This is a genomic window from Streptomyces sp. 4F14, from assembly GCF_048159485.1.
In the GTDB taxonomy this organism is placed as follows: domain Bacteria; phylum Actinomycetota; class Actinomycetes; order Streptomycetales; family Streptomycetaceae; genus Streptomyces.
In genome coordinates, this window is sequence record NZ_JBLRVY010000007.1 from 25,319 (window position 1) to 47,581 (window position 22,263).

General features: G+C 72.0%; 22 protein-coding genes. 13 read left to right on the forward strand and 9 right to left on the reverse strand.

All coding sequences use genetic code 11. The features are described from left to right. The first annotated feature begins 41 nt into the window (after positions 1 to 41). Positions 42 to 506 (forward strand): redox-sensitive transcriptional activator SoxR, encoded by a 465-nt coding sequence (gene soxR / locus ACLZOT_RS13490; RefSeq protein ID WP_416969099.1) that lies wholly within the window; start codon positions 42 to 44, stop codon positions 504 to 506. Positions 507 to 545: 39 nt separating this feature from the next. Here the strand turns inward: soxR and ACLZOT_RS13495 are convergent, their stop codons facing one another. Both ACLZOT_RS13495 and ACLZOT_RS13500 read right to left on the reverse strand, forming a co-directional pair. Continuing rightward, on the reverse strand, positions 546 to 1,613 hold the full coding sequence (locus tag ACLZOT_RS13495) for an RNA ligase (ATP) (RefSeq protein WP_416969100.1): 1,068 nt from the start codon (positions 1,611 to 1,613) through the stop codon (positions 546 to 548). Between the two features lie 115 nt (positions 1,614 to 1,728). Next, entirely contained in the window at positions 1,729 to 2,628 is a 900-nt protein-coding gene (locus tag ACLZOT_RS13500; RefSeq protein ID WP_416969101.1) for a hypothetical protein, read from the reverse strand. Positions 2,629 to 2,899: 271 nt separating this feature from the next. Here ACLZOT_RS13500 and ACLZOT_RS13505 point away from each other — a divergent pair, with 271 nt between their 5' ends. Beyond that, positions 2,900 to 3,706, forward strand: coding sequence for a G1 family glutamic endopeptidase (locus tag ACLZOT_RS13505; protein ID WP_416969102.1), 807 nt, complete (start codon positions 2,900 to 2,902; stop codon positions 3,704 to 3,706). Between the two features lie 106 nt (positions 3,707 to 3,812). On the opposite strand, the gene ACLZOT_RS13510 is transcribed toward ACLZOT_RS13505, so the two are convergent. Continuing rightward, positions 3,813 to 4,415, reverse strand: coding sequence for a hypothetical protein (locus tag ACLZOT_RS13510; RefSeq protein ID WP_416969103.1), 603 nt, complete (start codon positions 4,413 to 4,415; stop codon positions 3,813 to 3,815). Positions 4,416 to 4,660: 245 nt separating this feature from the next. Here ACLZOT_RS13510 and ACLZOT_RS13515 point away from each other — a divergent pair, with 245 nt between their 5' ends. Next, positions 4,661 to 7,417 (forward strand): penicillin acylase family protein, encoded by a 2,757-nt coding sequence (locus ACLZOT_RS13515; RefSeq protein WP_416969104.1) that lies wholly within the window; start codon positions 4,661 to 4,663, stop codon positions 7,415 to 7,417. 51 nt (positions 7,418 to 7,468) lie between these two features. Here ACLZOT_RS13515 and ACLZOT_RS13520 read toward each other — a convergent pair whose 3' ends face one another. After that, entirely contained in the window at positions 7,469 to 8,737 is a 1,269-nt protein-coding gene (locus ACLZOT_RS13520; RefSeq protein WP_416969105.1) for a serine-threonine protein kinase, read from the reverse strand. 271 nt (positions 8,738 to 9,008) lie between these two features. Between ACLZOT_RS13520 and ACLZOT_RS13525 the strand changes: the two genes are divergently transcribed. Genes ACLZOT_RS13525 through ACLZOT_RS13535 form a run of 3 tightly spaced genes read left to right on the forward strand, consistent with a single transcriptional unit; the run spans position 9,009 to position 12,043 of the window. After that, positions 9,009 to 9,773 carry an SDR family oxidoreductase gene (locus ACLZOT_RS13525; protein ID WP_416969106.1) on the forward strand — a complete coding sequence of 255 codons (765 nt, stop codon included), beginning with the start codon at positions 9,009 to 9,011 and terminating at the stop codon, positions 9,771 to 9,773. After that, entirely contained in the window at positions 9,770 to 11,425 is a 1,656-nt protein-coding gene (locus ACLZOT_RS13530; protein WP_416969107.1) for a class I adenylate-forming enzyme family protein, read from the forward strand. Before ACLZOT_RS13525 ends, ACLZOT_RS13530 begins: the two co-directional genes overlap by 4 nt. A 24-nt stretch (positions 11,426 to 11,449) precedes the next feature. Then, on the forward strand, positions 11,450 to 12,043 hold the full coding sequence (locus ACLZOT_RS13535; RefSeq protein ID WP_416969108.1) for a TetR/AcrR family transcriptional regulator: 594 nt from the start codon (positions 11,450 to 11,452) through the stop codon (positions 12,041 to 12,043). An 18-nt stretch (positions 12,044 to 12,061) separates the two neighbouring features. On the opposite strand, the gene ACLZOT_RS13540 is transcribed toward ACLZOT_RS13535, so the two are convergent. Beyond that, positions 12,062 to 13,006 carry an NADP-dependent oxidoreductase gene (locus ACLZOT_RS13540; protein WP_416969109.1) on the reverse strand — a complete coding sequence of 315 codons (945 nt, stop codon included), beginning with the start codon at positions 13,004 to 13,006 and terminating at the stop codon, positions 12,062 to 12,064. Positions 13,007 to 13,129: 123 nt separating this feature from the next. Here ACLZOT_RS13540 and ACLZOT_RS13545 point away from each other — a divergent pair, with 123 nt between their 5' ends. The 3 genes from ACLZOT_RS13545 (at position 13,130) to ACLZOT_RS13555 (ending at position 15,867) form a co-directional block, all read left to right on the forward strand. Then, positions 13,130 to 13,426 (forward strand): hypothetical protein, encoded by a 297-nt coding sequence (locus ACLZOT_RS13545; RefSeq protein WP_416969110.1) that lies wholly within the window; start codon positions 13,130 to 13,132, stop codon positions 13,424 to 13,426. 195 nt (positions 13,427 to 13,621) lie between these two features. Next, on the forward strand, positions 13,622 to 14,647 hold the full coding sequence (locus tag ACLZOT_RS13550) for a phosphotransferase family protein (protein ID WP_416969111.1): 1,026 nt from the start codon (positions 13,622 to 13,624) through the stop codon (positions 14,645 to 14,647). 5 nt (positions 14,648 to 14,652) lie between these two features. Continuing rightward, positions 14,653 to 15,867, forward strand: a complete 1,215-nt coding sequence (locus ACLZOT_RS13555; RefSeq protein ID WP_416969112.1) for an acyl-CoA dehydrogenase family protein — start codon at positions 14,653 to 14,655, stop codon at positions 15,865 to 15,867. Positions 15,868 to 16,292: 425 nt separating this feature from the next. Here ACLZOT_RS13555 and ACLZOT_RS13560 read toward each other — a convergent pair whose 3' ends face one another. Both ACLZOT_RS13560 and ACLZOT_RS13565 read right to left on the reverse strand, forming a co-directional pair. Next, positions 16,293 to 16,652: a DUF202 domain-containing protein gene (locus ACLZOT_RS13560; RefSeq protein ID WP_416969423.1), complete on the reverse strand. Its 360-nt coding sequence runs from the start codon at positions 16,650 to 16,652 to the stop codon at positions 16,293 to 16,295. Between the two features lie 95 nt (positions 16,653 to 16,747). Continuing rightward, positions 16,748 to 17,140: a YidH family protein gene (locus ACLZOT_RS13565; RefSeq protein WP_416969113.1), complete on the reverse strand. Its 393-nt coding sequence runs from the start codon at positions 17,138 to 17,140 to the stop codon at positions 16,748 to 16,750. Between the two features lie 64 nt (positions 17,141 to 17,204). Here ACLZOT_RS13565 and ACLZOT_RS13570 point away from each other — a divergent pair, with 64 nt between their 5' ends. Next, complete coding sequence (locus tag ACLZOT_RS13570; RefSeq protein WP_416969114.1) at positions 17,205 to 17,837, forward strand: hypothetical protein; 633 nt, start codon at positions 17,205 to 17,207, stop codon at positions 17,835 to 17,837. On the opposite strand, the gene ACLZOT_RS13575 is transcribed toward ACLZOT_RS13570, so the two are convergent. Both ACLZOT_RS13575 and ACLZOT_RS13580 read right to left on the reverse strand, forming a co-directional pair. Continuing rightward, on the reverse strand, positions 17,815 to 18,327 hold the full coding sequence (locus ACLZOT_RS13575; protein WP_416969115.1) for an NUDIX domain-containing protein: 513 nt from the start codon (positions 18,325 to 18,327) through the stop codon (positions 17,815 to 17,817). The genes ACLZOT_RS13570 and ACLZOT_RS13575 overlap by 23 nt on opposite strands. 42 nt (positions 18,328 to 18,369) lie before the next feature. Then, positions 18,370 to 19,257, reverse strand: coding sequence for a DMT family transporter (locus tag ACLZOT_RS13580; RefSeq protein ID WP_416969116.1), 888 nt, complete (start codon positions 19,255 to 19,257; stop codon positions 18,370 to 18,372). A gap of 475 nt (positions 19,258 to 19,732) precedes the next feature. Between ACLZOT_RS13580 and ACLZOT_RS13585 the strand changes: the two genes are divergently transcribed. The 3 genes from ACLZOT_RS13585 (at position 19,733) to ACLZOT_RS13595 (ending at position 22,244) form a co-directional block, all read left to right on the forward strand. After that, positions 19,733 to 20,809, forward strand: coding sequence for a hypothetical protein (locus ACLZOT_RS13585; RefSeq protein WP_416969117.1), 1,077 nt, complete (start codon positions 19,733 to 19,735; stop codon positions 20,807 to 20,809). A gap of 81 nt (positions 20,810 to 20,890) precedes the next feature. Then, positions 20,891 to 21,625, forward strand: a complete 735-nt coding sequence (locus ACLZOT_RS13590) for a molybdopterin-dependent oxidoreductase (RefSeq protein ID WP_416969118.1) — start codon at positions 20,891 to 20,893, stop codon at positions 21,623 to 21,625. Continuing rightward, the gene (locus ACLZOT_RS13595; protein ID WP_416969119.1) at positions 21,609 to 22,244 is read left to right on the forward strand and encodes a cytochrome b/b6 domain-containing protein; all 636 of its coding nucleotides are present in this window, start codon (positions 21,609 to 21,611) and stop codon (positions 22,242 to 22,244) included. Before ACLZOT_RS13590 ends, ACLZOT_RS13595 begins: the two co-directional genes overlap by 17 nt. The last annotated feature ends 19 nt before the right edge of the window (positions 22,245 to 22,263 follow it).

The following is a 22,263-nucleotide window of genomic DNA, read 5'->3' on the forward strand; positions in this document are numbered from 1 at the left end:
ACGGACCCGGGGAGGCCCGGCCACCCCACTACGCTGGGCGTGTGCCCCAGATCCACGAGAACGTCCATGAGCTGACCGTCGGCCAGTTGTCGGCGCGCAGTGGTGTCGCCGTGTCCGCGCTCCACTTCTACGAGGCGAAGGGGCTGATCGCCAGCCGCCGAACCTCGGGGAACCAGCGCCGGTACTCCCGGGACACGCTGCGGCGGGTGGCGTTCGTACGGGCCTCCCAGCGGGTCGGCATACCGCTCGCGACGATCCGCGAGGCGCTGGCCCAGCTACCGGAGGAGCGGACGCCGACGCGGGAGGACTGGGCGCGGCTGTCGCAGACGTGGCGGTCCGAACTGGAGGAGCGCATCAAGCAGTTGAACCGGCTGCGCGACCACCTCACGGACTGCATCGGCTGCGGCTGCCTCTCCCTCGACACCTGTGTCCTGTCCAACCCGGACGACGTCTCCGGCACCCGCCTCACCGGCTCCCGGCTGATGGTGGAACGCCGGGAGGAGTGAGGGGGACGCGTACCCCCGAGGTCTTACCCCGCCCCGCCATCACTCGTACTCCGTCCCGCCCTTCCGCGTCAGATACGCCGGACTCACCGCCTTCGCGATGGCCCGGCCCCCGACCACGGCGCTGTACCGCTCCACGGCGGGCCGGATCACCACCCCCTCCCGCAGATGCAGTCCCCGCCCCGACACCGTCTCGCGCCCGCTCGCCAGCGCGAGCACCCGCTCACTGTCGTAGGGCCCCTCGAACAGCCGTGGCGCGAGCGGCAGTTCACCTTCCAGCAGCGCCCCCGCGTCCAGCCACCGCACCGCCCCGTCGACCTCCGCGGCCACGTCGAACACCGCGTACCCCAGGGACTCGCGCCGCCCGTCCGCCCCGTACGACAGATCCTGCACGCCCTCCCCGTACACCTCCCCGAAGATCCCCACCCGCCGTGCCCCCAGCCGTGCCGCGAGCCGGGCGGCGGCCTCGGGGACGCCGTGTCCGTGTACGGCTCTCCAGTACAGGTTGCGCGGATCCTCCTTGAGAGCCAGGGACTTGGCGCCGAAGCCCTTGGAGGAGACGTACACGCGCTCCTCGTCGGCGACGTACGTCAGCAGGCAGGCCGAGCCGTGCAGCTTCTCCGTGAGGACCACGGGCTCGCCCGGGGTGAAGATGCCGGGGTAGCGCTGGATGTTCTCGATGTCCACCCAGGGGACAAGCTCGGGCGCCGGCTCCACGTCCCCGCTCATCGTCGGCGGGATCGGCGGCACCCACTTGGTGATCCCCAGCGCCTCGGCGAAGTCGGTGCCCTCGGAGGCGGCCCGCCCCAGGTCGACCCCGTCCAGCGCGGCCGGCCGGCAGACGATCCCCTGCGACAGCTCCCCGCGCAGCCGTACCGCCTTGACCCGGTCGGCCTTCCCGCCCGCGAGCCGCCCGGTCAGCCCCAGTTCCTCGATGAGCCCGGCGGGCAGGACGGCCTGCTCGGGGATGTACACGGCTACGTCCCCGGTCCGGTACACCCCCTTGGCGACGACCGCGCGGTACAGCCCCACCTGGGCCAGCTCCAGGGCGTCGGCGTTCGGGTGGTCATGGACGGTCAGGACTTCGGCGGTGACGCGCAGCGTCGACATGAGTGCTCCTACGGATGCGGTTTCATCGCCCTCCACTGTCCCGACGGCAATGAGGTGGAGCGACCGGTTTTCCGCCTGCTACCTTCAACGCCCTTTGCCCGCACCCCACTTCACCTCACCCCCACACCCACCGGATCCCGAACCGGCACTCCCCGGCCCCCAGCGCCACCGCGTGCGCCACCCCCGCCGCGTCCACCCGCAACCGCTGCTCCCGCCGGAACCGCGCCCCCCTCCCGTCCCCCTCAAGTCCCATGGTCCGGTAGGAGTAGCACGCGTACGGCAGCGCCCCCGGATCGAACCGCACCTCCAACAGGTGCTCCCGCATGGGGACATGGATGGCCGTCTCGACGTGCTGGGACACCGGCCGGGGCACCCGGTGCTCGACGGTGTAGTCCACGATCACCGTCTCCCCCCGCAGCAGCGGCCGTTCGAACAGCAGCTCCGCGACGACCAGCCCCTCTTCGGGCAGTTCGACGACGGTCCCGAGCCGCAGGGGTTCGGCGAGCCGGATACGGGGGAGCGGCCCGGGGGAGTCGAGCCGGTAGAGGGCGATCCAGCGGTCCGCCCCGTCGGCCTCCGCGCGCAGCAGCCGCCGGCTGGACAGCGACCGCAGCCGCCGTTCCCGGTCGACCTCGGCCCGGTTGTGGCAGCTGAGCCGGGTCAGCGAGGAGTCCCAGCGGACGTCGACGGCATCGCGGACGCCACCGAGCGGCCACGCCCGGGCCAGCGAGGGGGCGGTGTCGCCGGGCGGCAGCCAGCGCCCCCGGGGCCGGGGCGGGGCGAGCCGGGTGCTGAGGCTGGCCGGCGGCAGGGACAGGACGTCCTCCAGGGCCGCCAACGCCGAGAGGGAGCGCCGCCGTTCGGGCTGGTGGCGTCCCGACTGCCAGGAGCTGAGGGTCGCCGCGGAGACCGGGACCCCGCGCAGCCGCAGCCGTTCGTGGATCCGGTCCAGGCTCAGCCCGCTCGCGGCGATCGCGGCGCGCAGCTCTTCGTGGAACGGTCTCTCCCCGTGCATCCCCACAGTCTCCGCCCGGGCGTACCGCGGGGTGGAAGGGAGCGGTCCGGATGTTGGAGCAAAGTTTCCGCTTCTTTGAACGAAGCCGATCGAAGCGGATCGAAACCGTCCGAACCTAAAGCCTTCTTCTGGCGGTCGTTTCGGCGGTATTGCCCCTCAATTCCCGCAGGACTGAACGCACTCGGACTTCTTGCCATGCCCATGAGGGCTCCCGGAAGCTGCTGCTCACCGCCTCATGTCCCCCCACCTCCCCCGGAAACACGGAGAGTTCATGTCCAGCATCAGGTCCGCGAGCCTCGCCGTCCTCGCAGCGGGCACCCTCACCGCCGCCCTCGCCACCCCGGCGCTCGCGGCGACGCAGACGGCCACGCCCAAGGCTCCCCGTCAGCTCACGCAGTCCATCGAGCGCCACGAGAACCACGCCCTGCACGGCGCGCTGAAGCACTCCGGCAAGGTCAACGCCTCGGAGACCTCCACCAACTGGTCCGGCTACGCGGCCACCGGCTCCTCCGGCGCCTTCACCTCCGTCACCACCTCCTGGACCCAGCCCACGGTCACCTGTGGCTCGGCCACCACCTACTCCTCGTTCTGGGTCGGCCTCGACGGCGACGGCAACGACGCCCTGGAGCAGACCGGCACCGAGGCCGACTGCATCAACGGCCAAGCGGTGTACGGCGCTTGGTGGGAGGTCCTGCCGGCCGCCTCGACGGCGTGGGACGACGTCACCGTCGAGGGCGGCGACAAGCTGACCGCGACCGTGACCTACGACGGCAGCGACTTCACCATGACCCTCAAGGACTCCACCCAGGGGTGGACGAAGTCCCAGACTGACGCGGGCTCCTCCGACTTCCAGAACGCCTCCGCGGAGGTCATCGCCGAGGCGCCCGAGGTCGACGGCTCGCTCGCCAAGCTGGCGAACTTCGGCACCGTCGGCTTCACGGGCGCGAAGGCCAACGGCTCCGCGCTGGCGAACTCCTCGCCCGACAAGATCACCATGACCAACAGCAGCGGCACGGTCCGCGCGCTGCCGGGGTCGCTCTCCAGCGGCGCGTTCTCGGTGGCGTGGAAGTCGGCGTGAACTGAGCCTCGGTGAATCGGGGGGTGCGGCATCCCCGTCGCACCCCCACCTCCCTCTCAGGGACTACACCGAGCGCAAGCAAGTACTACGCCCGGCGTGAGCGGTACTACGCCGACACGAGCAACCGCCCCCGCCGCGCGTACGCCAGCGCCTCCGGCGTGAGCACCGGCCGCGGGACCAATATGCCGCAGTCCGTGCAGACCGGGCCCGCCGACGGCTCGTGATCGAGGTCGTACTTCCACAGGAGCCGTTCACCGCCGCACACCGGGCAACTGCCGCCCGGTTCCCGCTCCAGCGCGGCGATCAGCCGGCGCAGTACCTCGGCCAGCGGCTCACGGGGGTGGAGCCGCGGGTCGTCGCACCACGCCACGCCGAACCCGCCCCAGGTCAGCCGGTGCCAGTCGTCGACACTGCCGGGCCTGCGCAGTCCGTCGTGCTTCTCTTTCCTGCGCCGTTCGGCGAAGTCCGCCTCGTACGCCAGCCACACCGTCCGCGCCTCCTCCAGCTCCTCCAGTGCGGCCACGAGCCGCACCGGGTCGGGGGAGCGGTCCTCGGGGCCGAAGCCGGCCCGCGAGGAGAGGTGGTCCCAGGTCGCCCTGTGCCCGTAAGGGGCGAACCGCTCAAGGCACTTGCGCAGCGAATAACGCCGCAGCGCCAGATCGCTGCGCGGATCGCGCGCCTGTCTCGCCAGACTCCGGAAACCTGCCATCGCCTTGCACCTCCGTCACACCTGCACCTGTACTTCGGTCACTTCGGCGCCGCCGCGCCGGACTCGCGCGACGTCGTCGAATAGACGTATCGACTCTCGATTCGGCTCCATCCGATTTTCGGGACGGCCCCGGCCTGTGTACGAAGCCGACGTGAGAAGCCGGGAAAAACTTGACGCATGTTCATCTTCAATCGCGGGGATACCGGCGGTAACCTTCCGGCCACCCCCGTCGCTAGGAGCTGCACATGCCACGGCGAACTCCCCTCGACAGACTGAGAACTCCCGGCGGAATCCCCGGGTTCCTGAAGAGCGCGACCGTATGCGCGCTCCTCGCCGGTCTGTTGTCCCCCCTCACCCAGGTCGCCACCGCCGAGGCGGCCGAGCCCAACGACTACTGCGGCGGACAGTGTTCCGACATCCTGCCGCCCGGCCAGAACGGCAACGCGACCCTCGCGCAGATCATCCTCAACCAGGCGTTCGGCACCCAGCCCGAGCACGCCGAGGACCAGCTCGGCCCGTACAACAACCTGGCCAAGGGCTATCCCTCGCTGACCAACGCCACCATCAACACCTTCTTCAACGACGCCTCCTTCGGGGTCCCGGCCGCCCAGGTCGCCTCCACGCTCAAACCGGCGGGCCGCACCGACGTCACGATCGTCCGCGACAAGAAGACCGGCGTCCCGCACATCACCGGTACCACTCGATACGGCACCGAGTTCGGCGCCGGGTACGCGGCGGCCCAGGACCGGCTGTGGCTGATGGACGTCTTCCGCCACGTCGGCCGCGGCCAGCTCACCGCCTTCGCCGGCGGCGACCCCTCCAACCAGGGCCTTGAGCAGCAGTTCTGGCGCAACGCCCCCTACACCGAGGCCGACCTCCAGGCGCAGATCGACAACGCCGTCGCCACCAGCGGCGCGCGCGGCCAGCAGGCCCTCGCCGACGTGAACGCCTACCTCGACGGCATCAACTCCTACATCGACGCCTCCGACAGCGGCCGCTACTTCCCCGGCGAGTACGTCCTCACCGGCCACAAGGACTCGATCACCAACGCCGGCACGATCGACCACTTCAAGATCACGGACATGGTGGCGCTCGCGTCCGTCATCGGCGCCCTCTTCGGCTCCGGGGGCGGCGGCGAGGTCAACAACGCGATCTCCCTGCTCGCCGCGCAGGAGAAGTACGGCGTCACCGAGGGCACCAAGGTCTGGGAGTCCTTCCGCGAACGCAACGACGCCGAGGCCGTCCTCACCGTCCACAACGGCGAGAGCTTCCCGTACGCCACGAAGCCCGCGAACCCGCAGGGCACGGCGCTCCCCGACGCCGGTACGGTCGCCGCCGAACCCCTGATCTACGACGCGACCGGCACCGGCGGCCCCGCCGCGACGGCCGCCGCGGCCGCCACGACCTCCGCGAAGCGCGGCATGTCCAACGCCCTCGTCGTCAGCGGCGACCACACCGCCAGCGGCCACCCCGTCGCCGTCTTCGGCCCGCAGACCGGCTACTTCGCCCCCCAGCTCCTCCTTCTCCAGGAGATCCAGGGCCCCGGGATCAGCGCCCGTGGCGCGTCGTTCGCGGGTCTCAGCATGTACGTGGAACTCGGGAGGGGCCAGGACTACGCCTGGAGTGCCACGACCTCCGGCCAGGACATCATCGACACGTACGCCGTCGAACTCTGCCAGGACGACTACCACTACCTGTACCACGGCACCTGCACGGCCATGGACAAGGTCGAGCAGAAGAACGCCTGGAAGCCGACGACCGCCGACGGCACCGCCGCCGGCTCCTACACGATGCGCGTGTGGCGTACGAAGTACGGCCCCGTCACCCACCGCGCGACCGTCGGCGGCAAGAAGGTCGCCTACACCACCCTGCGCTCCTCCTACCTGCACGAGGCCGACTCGATCATCGGCTTCCAGATGCTCAACGACCCTGGCTTCGTGAAGGGCCCGGACACCTTCGAGCAGGCGGTCCAGCACATCAACTACACCTTCAACTGGTTCTACGCCGACTCCCAGCACACCGCGTACTACAACTCCGGCGACAACCCGGTGCGCGCGAGCGGCGTCGACGCCGAGTTCCCGGTCTGGGCGCAGGCGGCCTACGACTGGAAGAACTGGAACCCCACCACCAACACCGCCGACTACACGCCCCCTTCGCAGCACCCGCAGTCCGTCGACCAGGACTACTACATCTCCTGGAACAACAAGCAGGCCAAGGACTACACCAGCGCCCCCTGGGGCGAGGGCTCGGTGCACCGGGGCAACCTCCTCGAAGACCGGGTGAAGCCGCTCGTCGCGGCGGGCGGCGTCACCCGCGCCTCCCTCACCAAGGCGATGGCGGACGCGGCCCTCACCGACCTGCGCGCCGAGGACGTCCTCCCCGACCTCCTCAAGGTCGTCACCAGCTCGCCGGTCACCGACTCCACGGCGGCCGCCGCCGTCACCAAGCTCCAGACCTGGGTGACCAACGGCGGTAAGCGCACGGAGACTTCGGCCGGATCCAAGACCTACGCCGACGCCGACGCGGTCCGCATCCTGGACGCCTGGTGGCCGCTGCTCGTCCAGGCCGAGTTCCAACCCGGCCTCGGCAACGACCTGTTCACCGCCATCACCGCCAACCTCCCCGTGGACGAGGCCCCTTCGGCGGCCCACGGCCCGACCGGCTCGCACGCGGGCAGCTCCTTCCAGTACGGGTGGTGGAGCTACGTCGACAAGGACATCAGGTCGGTCCTCGGCCAGAGCGTCCAGGACCCGCTGGCCCGCCAGTACTGCGGGGGCGGCGTCCTGTCCGCCTGCCGCGACACCCTGATCAGCACCCTGAAGACCGCCGCGGGCAAGACCGCCGCCCAGGTCTACCCGGGCGACGCCCTCTGCGCGGCCGGCAACCAGTGGTGCGCCGACTCGATCTTCCAGCGCCCCCTCGGAGGCATCAAGCACGGCAACATCAGCTGGCAGAACCGCCCCACCTACCAGCAGGTGGTGGAGTTCACCTCGCACCGGTAAGTCCCGTGGCGGCGGGCCGGGTTCACGGGGGCACCCTGAGCGCCGACGGGGTCACCCCTGAGGGATCCGCCCCGCCGCCAGCACCACCCGCGCCAGCTCGGGGTGCACGATGTCACTGTGCGCCCCGGCCGGCGGCCCGCCCCTGCGGACGACGGCCGCCGCGTCGACGTTGACACAGCCGGACGCCGGGAACGGCCCCCGCAGCGCGTCCGCGAGACTCAACTCCCGTGTCCCCGGCACCGCCTGGACCCCGCCGAACCCCATGGCACCCCACTTCGCGCCCAGCAGCTCCCCGACCGCCCCGCGCGCGTCCCCCGCCATCCGCGAGGCCAGCGGATACATCGTCCCGAGCGCCTGGTCGTGCGAGGAGTGGCAGCACACCAACGGCCCGTCGATCAGCCCCTGTTTCCCCTTGAGCGCCCCGGCCGCGCCCTGGTCGTACGGCAGTTTCGCCGCGAACGCGTAGTGGGAGAACGCCCCTTGGAGCAGCGTCACGGACTTCACCGAACGCACCCCGGGGCCAAGCCCGTTGAGGGCGAACGACACGAGCCGCCCGCCGAAGCTGTGCCCCACCAGATGGACCCGGATCCCGGGCACCGCAGCCGTCAACCTGCCGAGGAACGGCCCGAGTCCCCGCTCACCGACCGTCCCCGCCCGGCGTTTCATCGCGTAGTACGTCGCCTGCCGCAGCAGCTCCTTGGCGCCGTCCCAGGGGTTGGGCAGCGAGAACTCCCGTGCCCCGTCCGTGCCTTGGAGCGCCTCGGCGAACTCCGCGCACCACTGTGCGACCGACCCGTCCAGCATCGCGGGCGGGCCGTCTCCCGGGGTGTCCGCGACGCACCTCGTGGGCACGGCGTCCACGAGCCGCCCCAGCAGCTCCCCGAACTCCGCCAACCCGGCGTCGCCCGGAGGGCGTTGGTCCAGCAGCAGGGCGATCCGCTCGACGGTCGCCGCCTTGCCGGGGAAGGTCTCCAGGAGCGCGTCCCGCGTGTCCTCGTCCAGGCAGGGTTCCTGAACGACCGTCAAGTGCGGGAAGTCCGGGATGGGTTCGTCGCAGAACCGCATCGACGGCCACACCACGCCGACGTACCCGAGCTTCGCGTTCGGCGCGAGTTGCGGGAACGGCGCGAAGAAGGCCCGGTAGAGGGCGGTGGCGCGGGAGCGGTCGTTGTTCCAGCCGTGCGAGAAGACGACCAGGTCCACGACCTTGCGCGGGCCGGCCTCCGCGAGCAGCCGGTCGCGTTCGGCGGGGTTCACGTCCCCGTCCGCGTCGAAGGTGAGTTGCCAGTAGGGAGCGACAGTCATTGCCGGTCCGGCCATCACGGCCTCCGTCCCCCGGAGCGATGTGGGCGCAGTGTCCTGCTAACCGCGCGACTTGGCCATACGTCACGCGGTATGCCACGGCGCACGGCGACCCGCCCACGCCCCCCACCCCGCGCCCCGCATCGCACCACCGCGAGCCCTCTCCCCGCTCCCCGCCAGCCCCTTCCCGACCTCCCGCACCGCGTCTCCGGCACCCCTTCCCCCTCACATACCGACTGGTTAGTCTGTACCCGTTCCGAGCCGCACGTGTCGTGTCGAAGGAGACCCGATGGTGGAAGCCGTTCGAGGTGCCGGAGTTGTCGTGACCGGGGGCGGGGGAGGGATCGGCGCGGCGCTCGCCCGCCGGTTCGCCGCCGAGGGCGCGCGGGTCGTCGTCAACGACCTCGACGGCGCCCGGGCGAAGGCCGTCGCCGACGAGATCGGCGCGGTCGCGGTCGCCGGGGACGCCTCCGTCGTCGTCGACGAGGCCCGCGAGGCGCTCGGCGGGAGGGTCGACGTCTACTGCGCGAACGCCGGGGTCGCCTCGGGCGGTTCGGAGGCGGCGGGGGAGGACGTCTGGGCGCTCGCCTGGGACGTCAACGTCATGGCGCACGTGCGCGCGGCCCAGGCGCTGCTTCCCGAGTGGCTGGAGCGCGGCGAGGGCCGGTTCGTGTCCACGGTGTCGGCCGCCGGGCTCCTCACCATGATCGGCGCCGCCCCCTACAGCGTCACCAAGCACGGCGCCTACGCCTTCGCCGAGTGGCTCTCCCTGACGTACCGCCACCGCGGCCTCAAGGTCCACGCGATCTGCCCCCAGGGCGTGCGCACCGACATGCTGGAGGAGTCCGGCAGCGCGGGCGACCTGGTCCTCAGGCCCACCGCGATCGACCCCTCGGAAGTAGCAGACGCCCTCATGAAGGGCATCGCCGACGACCGCTTCCTGATCCTGCCTCACCCCGAGGTAGCGGGGTACTACGAGGGCCGCGCCACCGACCCCGACTCCTGGCTGGCCACCATGAACCGACTCCAGCAGAAGTGGGAGGCCGCCCGGTGACGACGTACGCCGACAAGCCCTGGACCGCCCTCCTGGACGACGCCCAGCGCGCCCCGCTCACCCCGCTGGACTCCATGGTCGACGCCCTGCGCGCCGCCGTACGGACGGTCCCCGAGCGCGCCTTCCTCACCTACTTCGACGGCCGCCTCACCTACGCGGAGGTCGACGCCCTCACCGACTCCGTGGCCGGACATCTGGCCGGCCGGGGCATCGACCGGGGTGACCGCGTCGCCGTCATCCTCCAGAACTCCCCCCACTTCGTCCTCGCCCTCCTCGGCGCCTGGAAGGCGGGCGCGATCGTCGTACCCGTCAACCCCATGTACAAGTCCGGCGAGGTCGCCCACGTCCTGCGGGACGCCGAGGTCGCCGCGCTGATCTGCACGGAGCGCGCCTGGGACTCGTACCTGAGAGCTACGGCCGCCGACTCGCCGGTACGGTTCGCGCTCACCGCGAGCGAACTGGACTTCCAGACGCGGGACGACGTACGCGTCCTGGGCTTCGAGCCGCACCCCACCGACGCTGACGACCTCGTCGAGGTGGCCCGGCGCGGCGGGAAGGCCCCCGAGGGGCGGACCCTCGTCCCGGACGACATCGGGCTGATCAGCTACACCTCGGGTACGAGCGGTACCCCCAAGGGCGCCACCAACACGCACGGCAACCTGATGGCCAACTCCGACCGGCAGCGCGTCTGGCTGCACCTGCCGGACGCGCCCGTGTACTACGCCCTCGCGCCCCTGTTCCACATCACCGGCATGGTCTGCGAACTCGGCGCCTGCCTCAACAGCGCGGGCACCCTGGTCCTCACGTACCGCTTCGAACCCGGTGTCGTCCTCGACGCGTTCACGGAGCACCGGCCGCACTACACCGTCGGCCCCTCCACCGCATTCATGGCCCTCGCCGCGCACCCCGGCGCGAGCCCCGAGCACTTCTCCTCCTTCGTCCACATCAGCTCCGGCGGCGCCCCGGTGCCCCCGGCGCTCGTCGAGCGGTTCCGGGCCGGGTTCGGGCCGTACATCCGCAACGGCTACGGGCTCACCGAGTGCACGGCGCCCGCCGCCTCCGTACCGCCCCAGCACGAGGCGCCCGTCGACCCCGCCTCCGGCACCCTCGCGGTCGGGCTGCCGGGCCCCGACACCGTCGTCCGCATCCTCGGCGACGACGGGGCCGAGGTGCCCTTCGGGGAGCACGGGGAGATCGTCGTGCGTGGTCCTCAGGTAGTACCCGGTTACTGGCGGCGGCCCGAGGCGACCGCCGAGACCTTCCCCGGCGGGGAACTGCGCACCGGGGACATCGGGTTCATGGACGAACAGGGCTGGCTGTACGTCGTCGACCGCAAGAAGGACATGATCAACGCCTCCGGGTTCAAGGTGTGGCCGCGCGAGGTCGAGGACGTCCTGTACACGCACCCCGCGGTGCGCGAGGCGGCCGTCGTGGGGGTACCTGACGGGTACCGGGGTGAGACCGTCCGCGCCTACATCAGCCTGCGTCCCGGCGCCGAGACGACCCCCGGCGACCTCGCCGCGTACTGCAAGGAGAGACTGGCCGCCTACAAGTACCCGAGGCAGGTGGAGATCCTGCCCGACCTGCCCAAGACGGCAAGTGGGAAGATCCTGCGTCGGGAACTGCGTTCCCGCACCACAGAGAACGATTAGCCCCCAGAAAGGCAGGTGGCGGCAGTGCCCAGGACGACGGACAACGACGGCACCCCCGTCCCGCAACGGCTCCTCGCTGCCGCCACCCGGCTCTTCGCCGAGCAGGGGTACGACCGCACCTCCGTCCAGGAGATCGTCGAGGCGGCCGGCGTCACCAAGGGAGCGCTCTACCACTACTTCGGCTCCAAGGACGACCTCCTCCACGAGGTCTACGCGCGCGTGCTGCGCCTCCAGCAGGAGCGCCTCGACGCGTTCGCCGACGCCGACGAGCCGATCGAGCAGCGCCTGCGCGGGGCGGCGGCCGACGTCGTCGTCACCACCATCGAGAACCTCGACGACGCCGCGATCTTCTTCCGCTCCATGCACCACCTGAGCCCCGAGAAGTACAAGCAGGTCCGCTCGGAGCGCCGCCACTACCACGAACGCTTCCGCGCCCTGGTCGAGGAGGGCCAGCGCGCCGGCGTGTTCTCCGAGGCCACCCCCGCCGACCTGGTCGTCGACTACCACTTCGGCTCGGTCCACCACCTGCCGACCTGGTACCGCAAGGACGGCCCCCTGAGCCCGCAGGAGGTCGCGGAACACCTCGCGGACCTGCTCCTGCGGGCCCTGAGGCCCTGACGGGACGGCCGGGGCCGCTCAGGCCCCCTCGTCCGCCCAGTCCACCGTCACGACGATCTTCCCGCGCGTACGGCCCTCCTGGTTCAGCCGGTACGCGTCGGCGGCCCGGTCCAGGGGGAACGTGTCGCTGACGTGGACCGAGACCACGCCCTGCTCGGCGAGGTCCGAGAGGCGGGCGAGGTCCTCGGGGTCGGGGCGGACCCAGAAGTAGCGGCCCCCGTAGCCGAGGACGTCGCCGTCGGCGATGGAGGCGAGGCGGCCCTCGGGGGTGAGGACGTTCACGGACGCCTTGAGGGCGTCGCCGCCGACCGTGTCGAGCGCGGCGTCGACGCCCTCGGGGGCGAGCCCCCGGATCCGGTCGACCAGGCCGTCGCCGTACGCGACCGGCTCGCCGCCCAGGGCGCGGACGAAGTCGTGGTTGCGCTCGCTCGCCGTACCGATGACCCGGCAGCCCAGATGGCGGGCGATCTGGACGGCGAGGGAGCCCACGCCCCCGGCGGCGGCGTGCACGAGGACCGTCTCGCCGCGCCGGACGCCGAGCGCGTGGATGAGGCCCTGGTACGCCGTGAGGCCGGCCAGCGGGAGGCCCGCCGCCTCCTCGAAGGACAGGTTGCGGGGCTTGCGGGCGAGGGTGCGCACGGGCGCGGCGACGTACTCCGCGAAGGTCCCCCGGGAGAGGAAGTCCTCGCGGACGTAGCCGATGACCTCGTCGCCGACCGCGTACTCGGTGACGGAGAAGCCCGGCTGGACGACGACGCCCGATACGTCCCAGCCCGGGACGACCGGGAACACCGTGTCGATGATCCCGTCGAGGTACCCCTCGCGGGCCTTCCAGTCGACGGGGTTGACGGCGGCCGCCCGGACCTTGACCAGCACGGAGTCGGGGCCGACCTTGGGCTCGCGGACCTCGCCGTACGTGAACACCTCGGGTCCGCCGTACCGGCTGTAGCTGATGGCCTTCATGGCTCCGACACTCCGGGCTCGGTTCGCGCCACGCAAGCGGGGTGCCTCGATATACGCCATATGGGCCGTTTGCGTGGGATTCTGAGGGGAGCAATTCCCCCACACCTCCCGAAGGTGAGCACCATGAGCGTTCTGCACCAGGAACACGCCACCCACCCCCACGTGCACGGCACGGACTGCGGTCACACGGAGGTCCCGCACGGCGACCACGTCGACTACGCGCACGACGGCCATCTGCACCGCTCGCACGACGGCCACTGGGACGAGTGCGAGCCCGGCGGCCACGTCACGCACGCCGGGCACGACCACCGGCACGACGAGAACTGCGGGCACGCGCGCGTGACGCACGGCGACCACGTGGACTACGTGCACGACGGCCACCGGCACGCGGAGCACGGCGACCACTACGACGACCACTGACGGCCACTGAGGCACGCCGCCCGCGCGTACGCGCGTAAGGCCGAAAACCGCTCCTGACGGCTCCCCGCGCACCCGCGCGGGGAGCCGTCGTCCTAAGGTGGCCCCGATCACGTCGGCACCCCGCACTGGACGACATACCGACCGGTCGGCATCATGTGATCCACGTCCACCGTCGCACGCGAACAGGAGCGCCGTATGAGCACCGATCATCCGCCCGGGCTCGACCTCGACCGGCTGCGCGGTCTGCTGGAGCGCGAACGGCCCGGCCTGGTCACGGGACCGCTCACCGGGCAGCTGATCGAGGGCGGGCGCTCCAACCTGACGTACACCGTCTCGGACGGCGCGAAGCGGTGGGTCGTACGCCGTCCCCCGCTCGGGCACGTGCTCGCGACCGCGCACGACATGCGGCGTGAGCACCGGGTGATCGACGCGCTCCACCACGGGACGGCCGTCCCCGTGCCGGGACCCGTGCTGCTGTGCGAGGACGAGGAGGTGCTCGGGGCGCCGTTCTACGTCATGGAGTTCGTCGAGGGGACCCCGTACCGCACCGCCGGGGAACTCGCGCCGCTCGGCCCCGCGCGCACGCGCGGGGTGATGCTCTCGCTCGTCGACACTCTCGTCGACCTGCACGACGTGGACCCCGCCGAGGTCGGGCTCGGCGACTTCGGACGGCCCGAGGGCTTCCTCGACCGGCAGCTGCGGCGCTGGGGCAAACAGCTCGACGCGTCCCGGGGCCGCGACCTCGCGGGCATCGACGAACTGCACGCCACGCTCGGCCGGAACCTGCCCCGCTCGCCCGCGCCCGCGATCGTGCACGGCGACTACCGGCTCGACAACGTCCTCGTCGGCGCCGACGACCGGATCAAGGCGGTCCTCGACTGGGAGATGTCCACCCTCGGCGACCCCCTGACCGACCTGGGCCTCCTCGTCATGTACAGCGTGCCCCTGGAGATGGCCGACTCGCCCGTCTCCACGACCGCCGAGGCCCCCGGCCACCCCACCCCCGCCGAACTGGTCGAACGCTACGCGCAGCGCTCCGGACGGGACGTCGGCGACGTGTCCTGGTACACCGCGTTCGCCTGGTTCAAACTCGCCGTCATCCTCGAAGGCATCCACTACCGCTACACCCTCGGCCAGACGGTCGGACGCGGCTTCGACCGCATCGGGGAGCTCGTCCCCGTCTTCATCTCGCACGGACTGACCACTCTCCAGGAAGGCTGACCGGCATGGACTTCGCGTACGACGCGCGCACGGAGGAGCTGCGCGGGCGGCTGCTCGCCTTCATGGACGAGTACGTCTACCCCGCCGAGGCCCTCGCCGAGGAGCAGCGCGCCGCTCTGCCGTCCCCGTGGGACACCCCGGCCGTCGTGGACGACCTCAAGGCCGAAGCGCGCCGACAGGGCCTGTGGAACCTCTTCCTGCCCGACGCCGAGTACGGCGCCGGCCTCACGAACCTCCAGTACGCGCCCCTCGCCGAGATCACCGGGCGTTCCCCGCAGCTCGCGCCGACCGTCCTCAACTGCTCCGCCCCCGACACCGGGAACATGGAGGTCCTCGCCCAGTTCGGCGACGACGCGCAGAAGAAGCAGTGGCTGGAGCCGCTCCTCGCCGGGGAGATCCGCTCCGCGTTCGCCATGACCGAACCCGAGGTGGCCTCCTCCGACGCCACCAACATCACGACGTTCATCGAGCGCGACGGCGACGAGTACGTCATCACCGGCCGCAAGTGGTACATCTCCGGGGCCATGAACCCCGACTGCAAGATCTTCATCGTCATGGGCAAGACCGACCCCGACGGGGCCGACATACGGCGCCAGCAGTCGATGATCCTCGTCCCGCGCGACACCCCCGGCGTCACCGTCGAGCGGGCCATGAAGGTCTTCGGGTACGAGGACCACTACCACGGCGGCCACGCCGAGGTGATCTTCGACCACGCGCGCGTGCCGGCCACCAACCTCATCGGCGAGGAGGGCGGCGGCTTCGCCATCGCGCAGGCCCGGCTCGGGCCCGGCCGCATCCACCACTGCATGCGGCTCATCGGCATGGCCGAGCGCGCCATCGAGCTGATGTGCCGCCGCGCCGTCTCCCGCGAGGCGTTCGGCAAGGCCCTCGCCCAGCAGGGCGTCGTCCACAACTGGATCGCCGACGCGCGCGTGACCGTCGAACAGCTGCGGCTCCTCGTCCTCAAGACCGCCTGGATGATGGACACCGTCGGCAACCGGGGCGCCCACACGGAGATCCAGTCCATCAAGATCGCCACCCCGCGCGCGGTCGTCGACATCATCGACCGGGCGATCCAGTTGCACGGGGCCGGGGGGTTGAGCCAGGACTTCCTGCTGGCGGAGCTGTACGCGGGGGCGCGGACGCTGATGATCGCGGACGGGCCGGATGAGGTGCATCAGCGGTCGTTGGCTCGGCGGGAGTTGAGGAAGTACGTGTAGGGGGGTGAAGGGGAGGGTGTAAGGGGCGGGCGTCCAGGTGGCTGCCCCTTACGCGCGTGGCCCTGTGGCGGCGTGTGCGGTGTGCCGGTGGGGGCGGGACGTCGGACTCGGTGTGGGGGAGCTGCGGTTGGCGTCCCGCGCGTACGTTGCCGGGAAGTCCGGGGCGTCCTTCTGGAGGGCGTCGAGGGCGTCCCGCGCGTGCGTACGGTTCCGGGAGCACCGCTTGGGAGGCAGGCGCGGCTGTGTCGGCGTCCCGCGCGCGTGCGCCGCTGCCCTGAGCTGCGTGACCGTCAGCGTGCTGCTCCGGCGTCCCGTGCGTACGCTCCTGCCGGGCTTCCTGCGCTGTGCGGCGGTCCTAGCTCGGCGTCCCGCGTGCGCGCCCGCCACGTCCAGGTCGCCGTCGCCGTCTTCATCGGCGTCCCGCCCTACACCACCACCAGCGCCGCCGCGCAAACCGCCGTGGCCACCGTGCACAGCACCGCCGCCGTGGCGAGGCGTGGGGTGAGGACGGGTGGGTGTGGGGTGGATGCCAGGGTCTGGATCCGGCGGTGTGCCACCGCCAGGAACGTCAGCCACAGGGCGCAGCACGCCGCACAGATCAACGCGCCGGCGACCGTCGGCCCCCCGTGCAGCGCGGTCTTGACCGCGAGCGCGGCGGCGACGGCCTTGGCCAGGGTCGTACGGCGCCACGCGAGGCGCGTGCGTTCGGGCTGGAGGCCGGGGTCGCGGGCGTCGGGGTCGGCGGGGGAGCTGCCGGGGCCGGTGGTGACGGAGGCCGGGGCGATGGTGGCAGGGCCCTCGGGCGCGGAGCCCGAGGGTGCGGTGTGATCGTCGGACCGCTGGTCCCGGAGCCCTGACCCGGGGTCGTCAGGAGTCCCGCTCACTGGTCCCGCCCCAGCACGACGACCACCACCATCGCGACGGCGACGAGCGCGACCACGAGACTCAGCACGGCCGGGAACCGCGACGCCGGCAGATCCTCACCCCGCCGCATGGCCCGCTCGCACCGCACCCAGTGATTGAGCGCCCGCACGGCGCACAACACCCCCGCGACGAGCAACGCCAGCGCGAGCCCGACCCGCCACCCCCACCGCAGGTCCGGCAGGAACTGGTCGACCGCGAAACCGCCCCCGACGAGGGCCATGGCGGTCCGCAGCCACGCCAGGAACGTCCGTTCGTTGGCGAGGGAGAAGCGGTAGTCCGGCGTCGTCCCCTCCTCGCGCACCTGCGAGGGCGCGAACCACAGACGGACGTTCCGAACAAATTCGATCACCCTCAGGACCCTACCGGGCGGTGGGGAAGGGGGCGTTGTCAGTGGGGGCCGTTACGGTCGGTGCATGGAGGTTCCCCCGCCGCTGAACGGCTACGCGCACCAGGGCCACGGCATCGCCCCGGCCGAACACCACCTCACCCTGCCCGGCTTCTGGCCGGCCCACCTCGCGGTGTCCCCCGACCACTTCGAGCAGTTCGACGCGGACCCGGCGGACGTGGACGCGGCGTACGAGGCGCTGTACGAGGCCCCGCACGCGTGGCCGGCGTACCGGCTCCCCCTGCCGCACGGCAGGACCATATGGATCGTCTACGCCGGCTTCCCCGACGACCCGGTTGTCGACTACGTCCTCACGGACCCCGCACACCCCGGCAGGCCCCGCACGCTCGCCGGGACCGAGGGCGCCTTCTCGGCCCCCGCGCTCCCCTGGCCGGACCTCCTCGCGCTGGCGGGGGCGGCGCCGGGCACCGGCGAGGGCGTACGCGACCCGGACCGGCGTCTGCTCCTGCTGCTGCCCGCGTACGCCGATGTCGACCCGCCCACGCGGGAGGCGCTGGAGCGGACGGCCACCGCGCTGACGACGATCGGCGTACCCGCGCGCGGCGCCCCTGCCCTGGCCCGGCACGTCCTGGACCGGCACACCCCCTGGACCTGGGACGTCTCGGGCACCACGCCTCTCAGCGGCGCCGGAACTCCTTGAGCCGCCCGTACGCCGCGAGCCCGTCCGGCACCCACTCCCACTGCCCGAGCCGCGCCTCGACCTCGTCCTCGGACAGGAACCCGTACCACTCGACCTCCTCGACCTGAGGGAGCACCGGCAGCTCGCACACCACCTCGTACACGGCGGACCACCAGCTGCGCCCGCCCCCGTCGTCGTACAGGAACTTGAACACGAACTCCGGCCGGGGCAGCCCGCTCACCCCGAGCTCCTCCTCGGCCTCCCGCAACGCCGCCTCGTCGTACGCCTCCCCGGCCCCGACGACCCCGCCCACGAACATGTCGTACAGGGACGGGAACACCAGCTTGGTGGGCGTCCGCCGGTGCACGAACAACCGCCCCTCGGCATCCCGGGCCTGAACGAACACACACCGATGCCGAAGCCCGCCCGCGTACACCTCCCCGCGGGGCAACTGCCCGATCACCCGGTCCTGTTCGTCGACGATGTCGAGGATCTCGTCAGCAGCGCTCATACCCCCATCCAAGCAGCCACCCGGTGCCTCCCCGGCCCGCGGTCACCGCGCCTGAAGAACCCGCTCCCGCACCGCCACCCCCTGCGGCATGGCCGGATGCATCCCCAGCAGCACGATCCCGGCGACGATCCCCGCCACCCCCGCCGCCTCCCACGCGAGCGCCCCCGTGTCCGTCCGCAGGCGGTCCCCGAGGAAGCCGACCCCGCAGATGATCCCGGCGATCGGCTGGGCGGCGGTGAGGGCCGGCAGGGACATCCGCAGGGGTGCCGTCTCGAACGCGCTCTGGACGAGGACGAGCCCGGTCACTCCGAGCGCGAGGACGGCGTACGGCTGCCACCCGGTGAGGAGTTCGACGATCCCGCCGGCCGAGAACCGCTCCCCGCTGACCCGGGTCAGGGCGTCCTGGACGCCGTACAGCAGCCCGGCGGCGAGGGCGAGCAGCACGGGCCCGGAACTGAGCCGGGACCGCTTCGCGTACGTCGTGAGCAGCAGCGCGAGCCCGACCATCGCGCCGATGATCAGCCAGTGCCGGAAGGGGTCGGCCACCGCGTGCCCGCCGCGCGGCTCACCGGCGACGATGAACGCGGTCACCCCGCCCGCGAGCAGCCCGAGCCCGGCCCACCCCTGACGCCCGAGGGACTGCCGGGTGTACCGGCGGGAGAGGGCGAGCGCGAACAGCAGGTTCGTCGCGAGCAGCGGCTCGACGAGGGACACCTCGCCCTGCCCCAGCGCGACCGCGCCGAGCACCATCCCGGCGACCATCAGCGCGAGCCCGCCGAGCCAGCGCGGCACCCGCACGAGGTCGAGCAGCAGACGCGGCGAGAGGAAGTCCCCGAGCGGCGCCTTCTGCGCGGCCTGCTGCTGGAGCACGAACCCGAAGCCCAGACAGCAGGCGGCGCTCACGGCGAGAGTCAGAACCAGTACCGACACGCTGCGTACCTCGATGATCATCCGGTCGGACTACGGGCGTCGTGGGCCGAGCGTAGCGCTCAGGAGCTACGACCGTTCCCCGCCAGCACGGGAACGGCCCCTACGGGTACCCCCCTACCGGGGTACGACGCCGGCCGCGACCCCACCCGGAAGCAACGGGAAGCAAAGCGCGCGGGGGAGTACGGCCGTACCGACATCGTGGGCCGCGTCGCCCCGCAGCGCCATGGCGTACGCCACACCTCCGTCACGTTCACGCCATACGCCTCACCCGCCCCACCGCCGCGCACGCCCTCCGACCAGCGCGCCCACCTCGCCGATCACCTGTTCAAGTCCCTTGTGGCGACAGCCACTTGATACGTGTCATGTTCCCCCGGCCCTTGACGCTGACCACTGCCTGGGGCTTTGCTGTGCGTGATCGGCCGATCGCAGGCCGACGGCAACCAGTGTCGCGCCAGGAGGACGAGGAAAACCCGCGGTGCCCCCACCCCCGCCCTCCCAGGTTCCCGGCCGCAAAGACGCGCCCCGGACCCTCGACGCGACCCTCGACGACGCGGAACTTGGCGTCGCCCGCGCCGCGTTGGCCCAAGGCCGCTGGCAGGCCGCCCGTACGCTCCTCGCCCGCACCGGCGACGACTGGGACCGCCGGGGCCACCGCGCCGCCGTCCTGGCCCTGGAGCCGGACACGGCCGCGCCCCACTGGCTGACCGCCGAACCGGACAACGCCGACGCGGCCACACTCCGCGCCCTGACCCTGGTCCGCCGCACGGTACGCGGCAGGACCGACGGGTACGACGGGTACGACGACGCCCGAGCCGCCTGCCGCATCGCAGCCGACCTGGCCCCCACCGACCCGACTCCGTGGCTGGGCCTGCTGCGCCTGGCACTGTTCCGGAGCGGCGGGGGAGAGGGCGCGGGGCCGGTACGGGGGGTGGGGTATGACGACGCGGAGGCGGTCCGGCACGCCGGGCACGACGACGCCGAGGCGACCCGGCACGACGATGCCGAGGCGGTCCGGCTCTTCGAAGAGGTCCGTGCCCGTCACCCCGACCACCACCAGGCCCACCACCTGATGGTCGCCCACCTCGCGGAGCGCCGCGCCGACAGCGGCCCCGACCCGCTGCACGAGGTGTACGACTTCGCCGCCTGGGCCGCCGAACAGGCCCCCGCGGACTCCCCGCTCGCGATCCTCCCGGTCGTCGCGCACGCCGAGCGCTACCGCGTCCTCGCCGCCCGGGGCCACCTCTCCGCCGACCCGGCCGCCTCCGGGCACTGGGCCGACGACCGCGCCCGCGAGGTGATGAAGACCGCGTACGACTGGTGGCTGGAGTGGGAGCACGAGGGCCATCCCCGCCGCCTCCTCGACCTCAACTACCTCGCCCACGCCACGGTCTGCGCCGGCCGCCCCGCCGAGGCGTCCGCCCTCTTCCACCGCATCGCCGACCACGCCACGGTCCGGCCCTGGTCCTACCCCGACCGCGACCCGTACGAGGCGTTCACGGCGGCGAGGGAACGAACACTGGGGAGAGGCTGCTGCGAGGACCACCCGGCGTAGTACCCGGCTAATACCTGAGAACCAGGTGTGACCGACCCGCAGGACTGGCCCCGACCCACCCCCGAGTGCTCGAATGGAAACGTGAATCCCGAACCACCCGAGGAGACCCCCACCACCGGCACCCCCGTCGGCCGCCGCGTCTTCCTCGGCACCCTCGGTCTCGGCGCCCTGGGCGTGGCCGCCGCGCCCGTCCTCCAGCGCGGCATGGAGTCCGTGCTCGGCGCCATCGCCGGCAAGGACCCCACGGGCCTCACCGGTCTCCTCCCGAACGGCGGCGGCTTCCGCTACTACTCGGTGACCTCCTCCGTCCCCCGCAAGAACGACACGAACTACCGCCTCACCGTCGACGGCCTGGTGGACCGCCCCACGACGTACACCCTCCCCGACCTGAGAGCCATGCCCCAGACCCGCATGGTCAAGGACGTCCAGTGCGTCACCGGCTGGCGCGTCCCCGGTACCCCCTTCGAGGGCGTACGCCTCTCCCACCTCCTGGACGCGGCGGGGGTGAAGGCCAAGGCCGGCGCGATCCGCTTCACCTGCTTCGACGGCGCCTACACCGAGAGCCTCACCCTCACCCAGGCCCGCCGCGCCGACGTCCTGGTCGCCCTGCGCATGCAGGACAAGGACCTGGGCCACGACCACGGCGGCCCGGTCCGCCTCTACGTCGCCCCGATGTACTTCTACAAGTCCGCCAAGTGGCTCTCAGGTATTACGGTCACCGAGGACGTGAAACCCGGCTACTGGGAGGAGCGCGGCTACGACGTCGACGCCTGGGTCGGCAAGTCGAACGGACGGGACGATGACCCCACCGGCTGACACCCTCCCGACGGCGACCGACGTCCCCCGCTTCGCCCCGGCCGTCCGGTGGATCCACCGCACCACCGCCCTCCTCATGGGCATCTGCGTCGTCACCGCCGCCTGCCTCTACCTCCCGGAGCTAGCCGAACTCGTCGGCCGCCGCGAACTCGTCGTCCGCATCCACGAGTTCGCGGGCCTCGCGCTGCCCGTCCCGGTCCTCGCCGGCCTCGCCTCGCGCGCGTTCCGCGGCGAGCTGCGCCACCTCAACCGCTTCGGCCCGCACGACCGCGTCTGGCTGCGCGCCGCCCTGCGCCGCGACCGACGCCACTCCGCCCGCCCGGCCGCCAAGTTCAACGCCGGCCAGAAGGTCTACGCCGCGTGGATCGCCGGAGCCACCCTGGTCATGCTCGGCACCGGTCTGCTCATGTGGTTCACCCACCTCACCCCGATCATGTGGCGGACCAGCGCGACCTTCGTCCACGACTGGCTGGCCCTCACGATCGGCGTAGTCCTCGCGGGCCACATCGGCATGGCCTTCGCGGACCCCGAGGCCCGCCACGGCATGCGCACGGGCTCGGTCAGCCGGGACTGGGCGAGGCGCGAACACCCCCTCTGGCGGCCGGAGGACAAGCAGTGACACCGAGGACTGCGCGGCA

Bases quoted from the DNA above. Each gene is read 5' to 3' on its own strand.
- ACLZOT_RS13595 (WP_416969119.1), top strand. From the start codon at position 21,609: ATGACCCCACCGGCTGACACCCTCCCGACGGCGACCGACGTCCCCCGC.
- ACLZOT_RS13500 (WP_416969101.1), bottom strand. From the start codon at position 2,628: ATGCACGGGGAGAGACCGTTCCACGAAGAGCTGCGCGCCGCGATCGCC.
- ACLZOT_RS13555 (WP_416969112.1), top strand. From the start codon at position 14,653: ATGGACTTCGCGTACGACGCGCGCACGGAGGAGCTGCGCGGGCGGCTG.
- ACLZOT_RS13495 (WP_416969100.1), bottom strand. From the start codon at position 1,613: ATGTCGACGCTGCGCGTCACCGCCGAAGTCCTGACCGTCCATGACCAC.
- ACLZOT_RS13545 (WP_416969110.1), top strand. From the start codon at position 13,130: ATGAGCGTTCTGCACCAGGAACACGCCACCCACCCCCACGTGCACGGC.
- ACLZOT_RS13540 (WP_416969109.1), bottom strand. From the start codon at position 13,006: ATGAAGGCCATCAGCTACAGCCGGTACGGCGGACCCGAGGTGTTCACG.
- ACLZOT_RS13525 (WP_416969106.1), top strand. From the start codon at position 9,009: ATGGTGGAAGCCGTTCGAGGTGCCGGAGTTGTCGTGACCGGGGGCGGG.
- ACLZOT_RS13575 (WP_416969115.1), bottom strand. From the start codon at position 18,327: ATGAGCGCTGCTGACGAGATCCTCGACATCGTCGACGAACAGGACCGG.
- ACLZOT_RS13520 (WP_416969105.1), bottom strand. From the start codon at position 8,737: ATGGCCGGACCGGCAATGACTGTCGCTCCCTACTGGCAACTCACCTTC.
- ACLZOT_RS13515 (WP_416969104.1), top strand. From the start codon at position 4,661: ATGCCACGGCGAACTCCCCTCGACAGACTGAGAACTCCCGGCGGAATC.
- ACLZOT_RS13510 (WP_416969103.1), bottom strand. From the start codon at position 4,415: ATGGCAGGTTTCCGGAGTCTGGCGAGACAGGCGCGCGATCCGCGCAGC.
- ACLZOT_RS13550 (WP_416969111.1), top strand. From the start codon at position 13,622: ATGAGCACCGATCATCCGCCCGGGCTCGACCTCGACCGGCTGCGCGGT.
- ACLZOT_RS13505 (WP_416969102.1), top strand. From the start codon at position 2,900: ATGTCCAGCATCAGGTCCGCGAGCCTCGCCGTCCTCGCAGCGGGCACC.
- ACLZOT_RS13570 (WP_416969114.1), top strand. From the start codon at position 17,205: ATGGAGGTTCCCCCGCCGCTGAACGGCTACGCGCACCAGGGCCACGGC.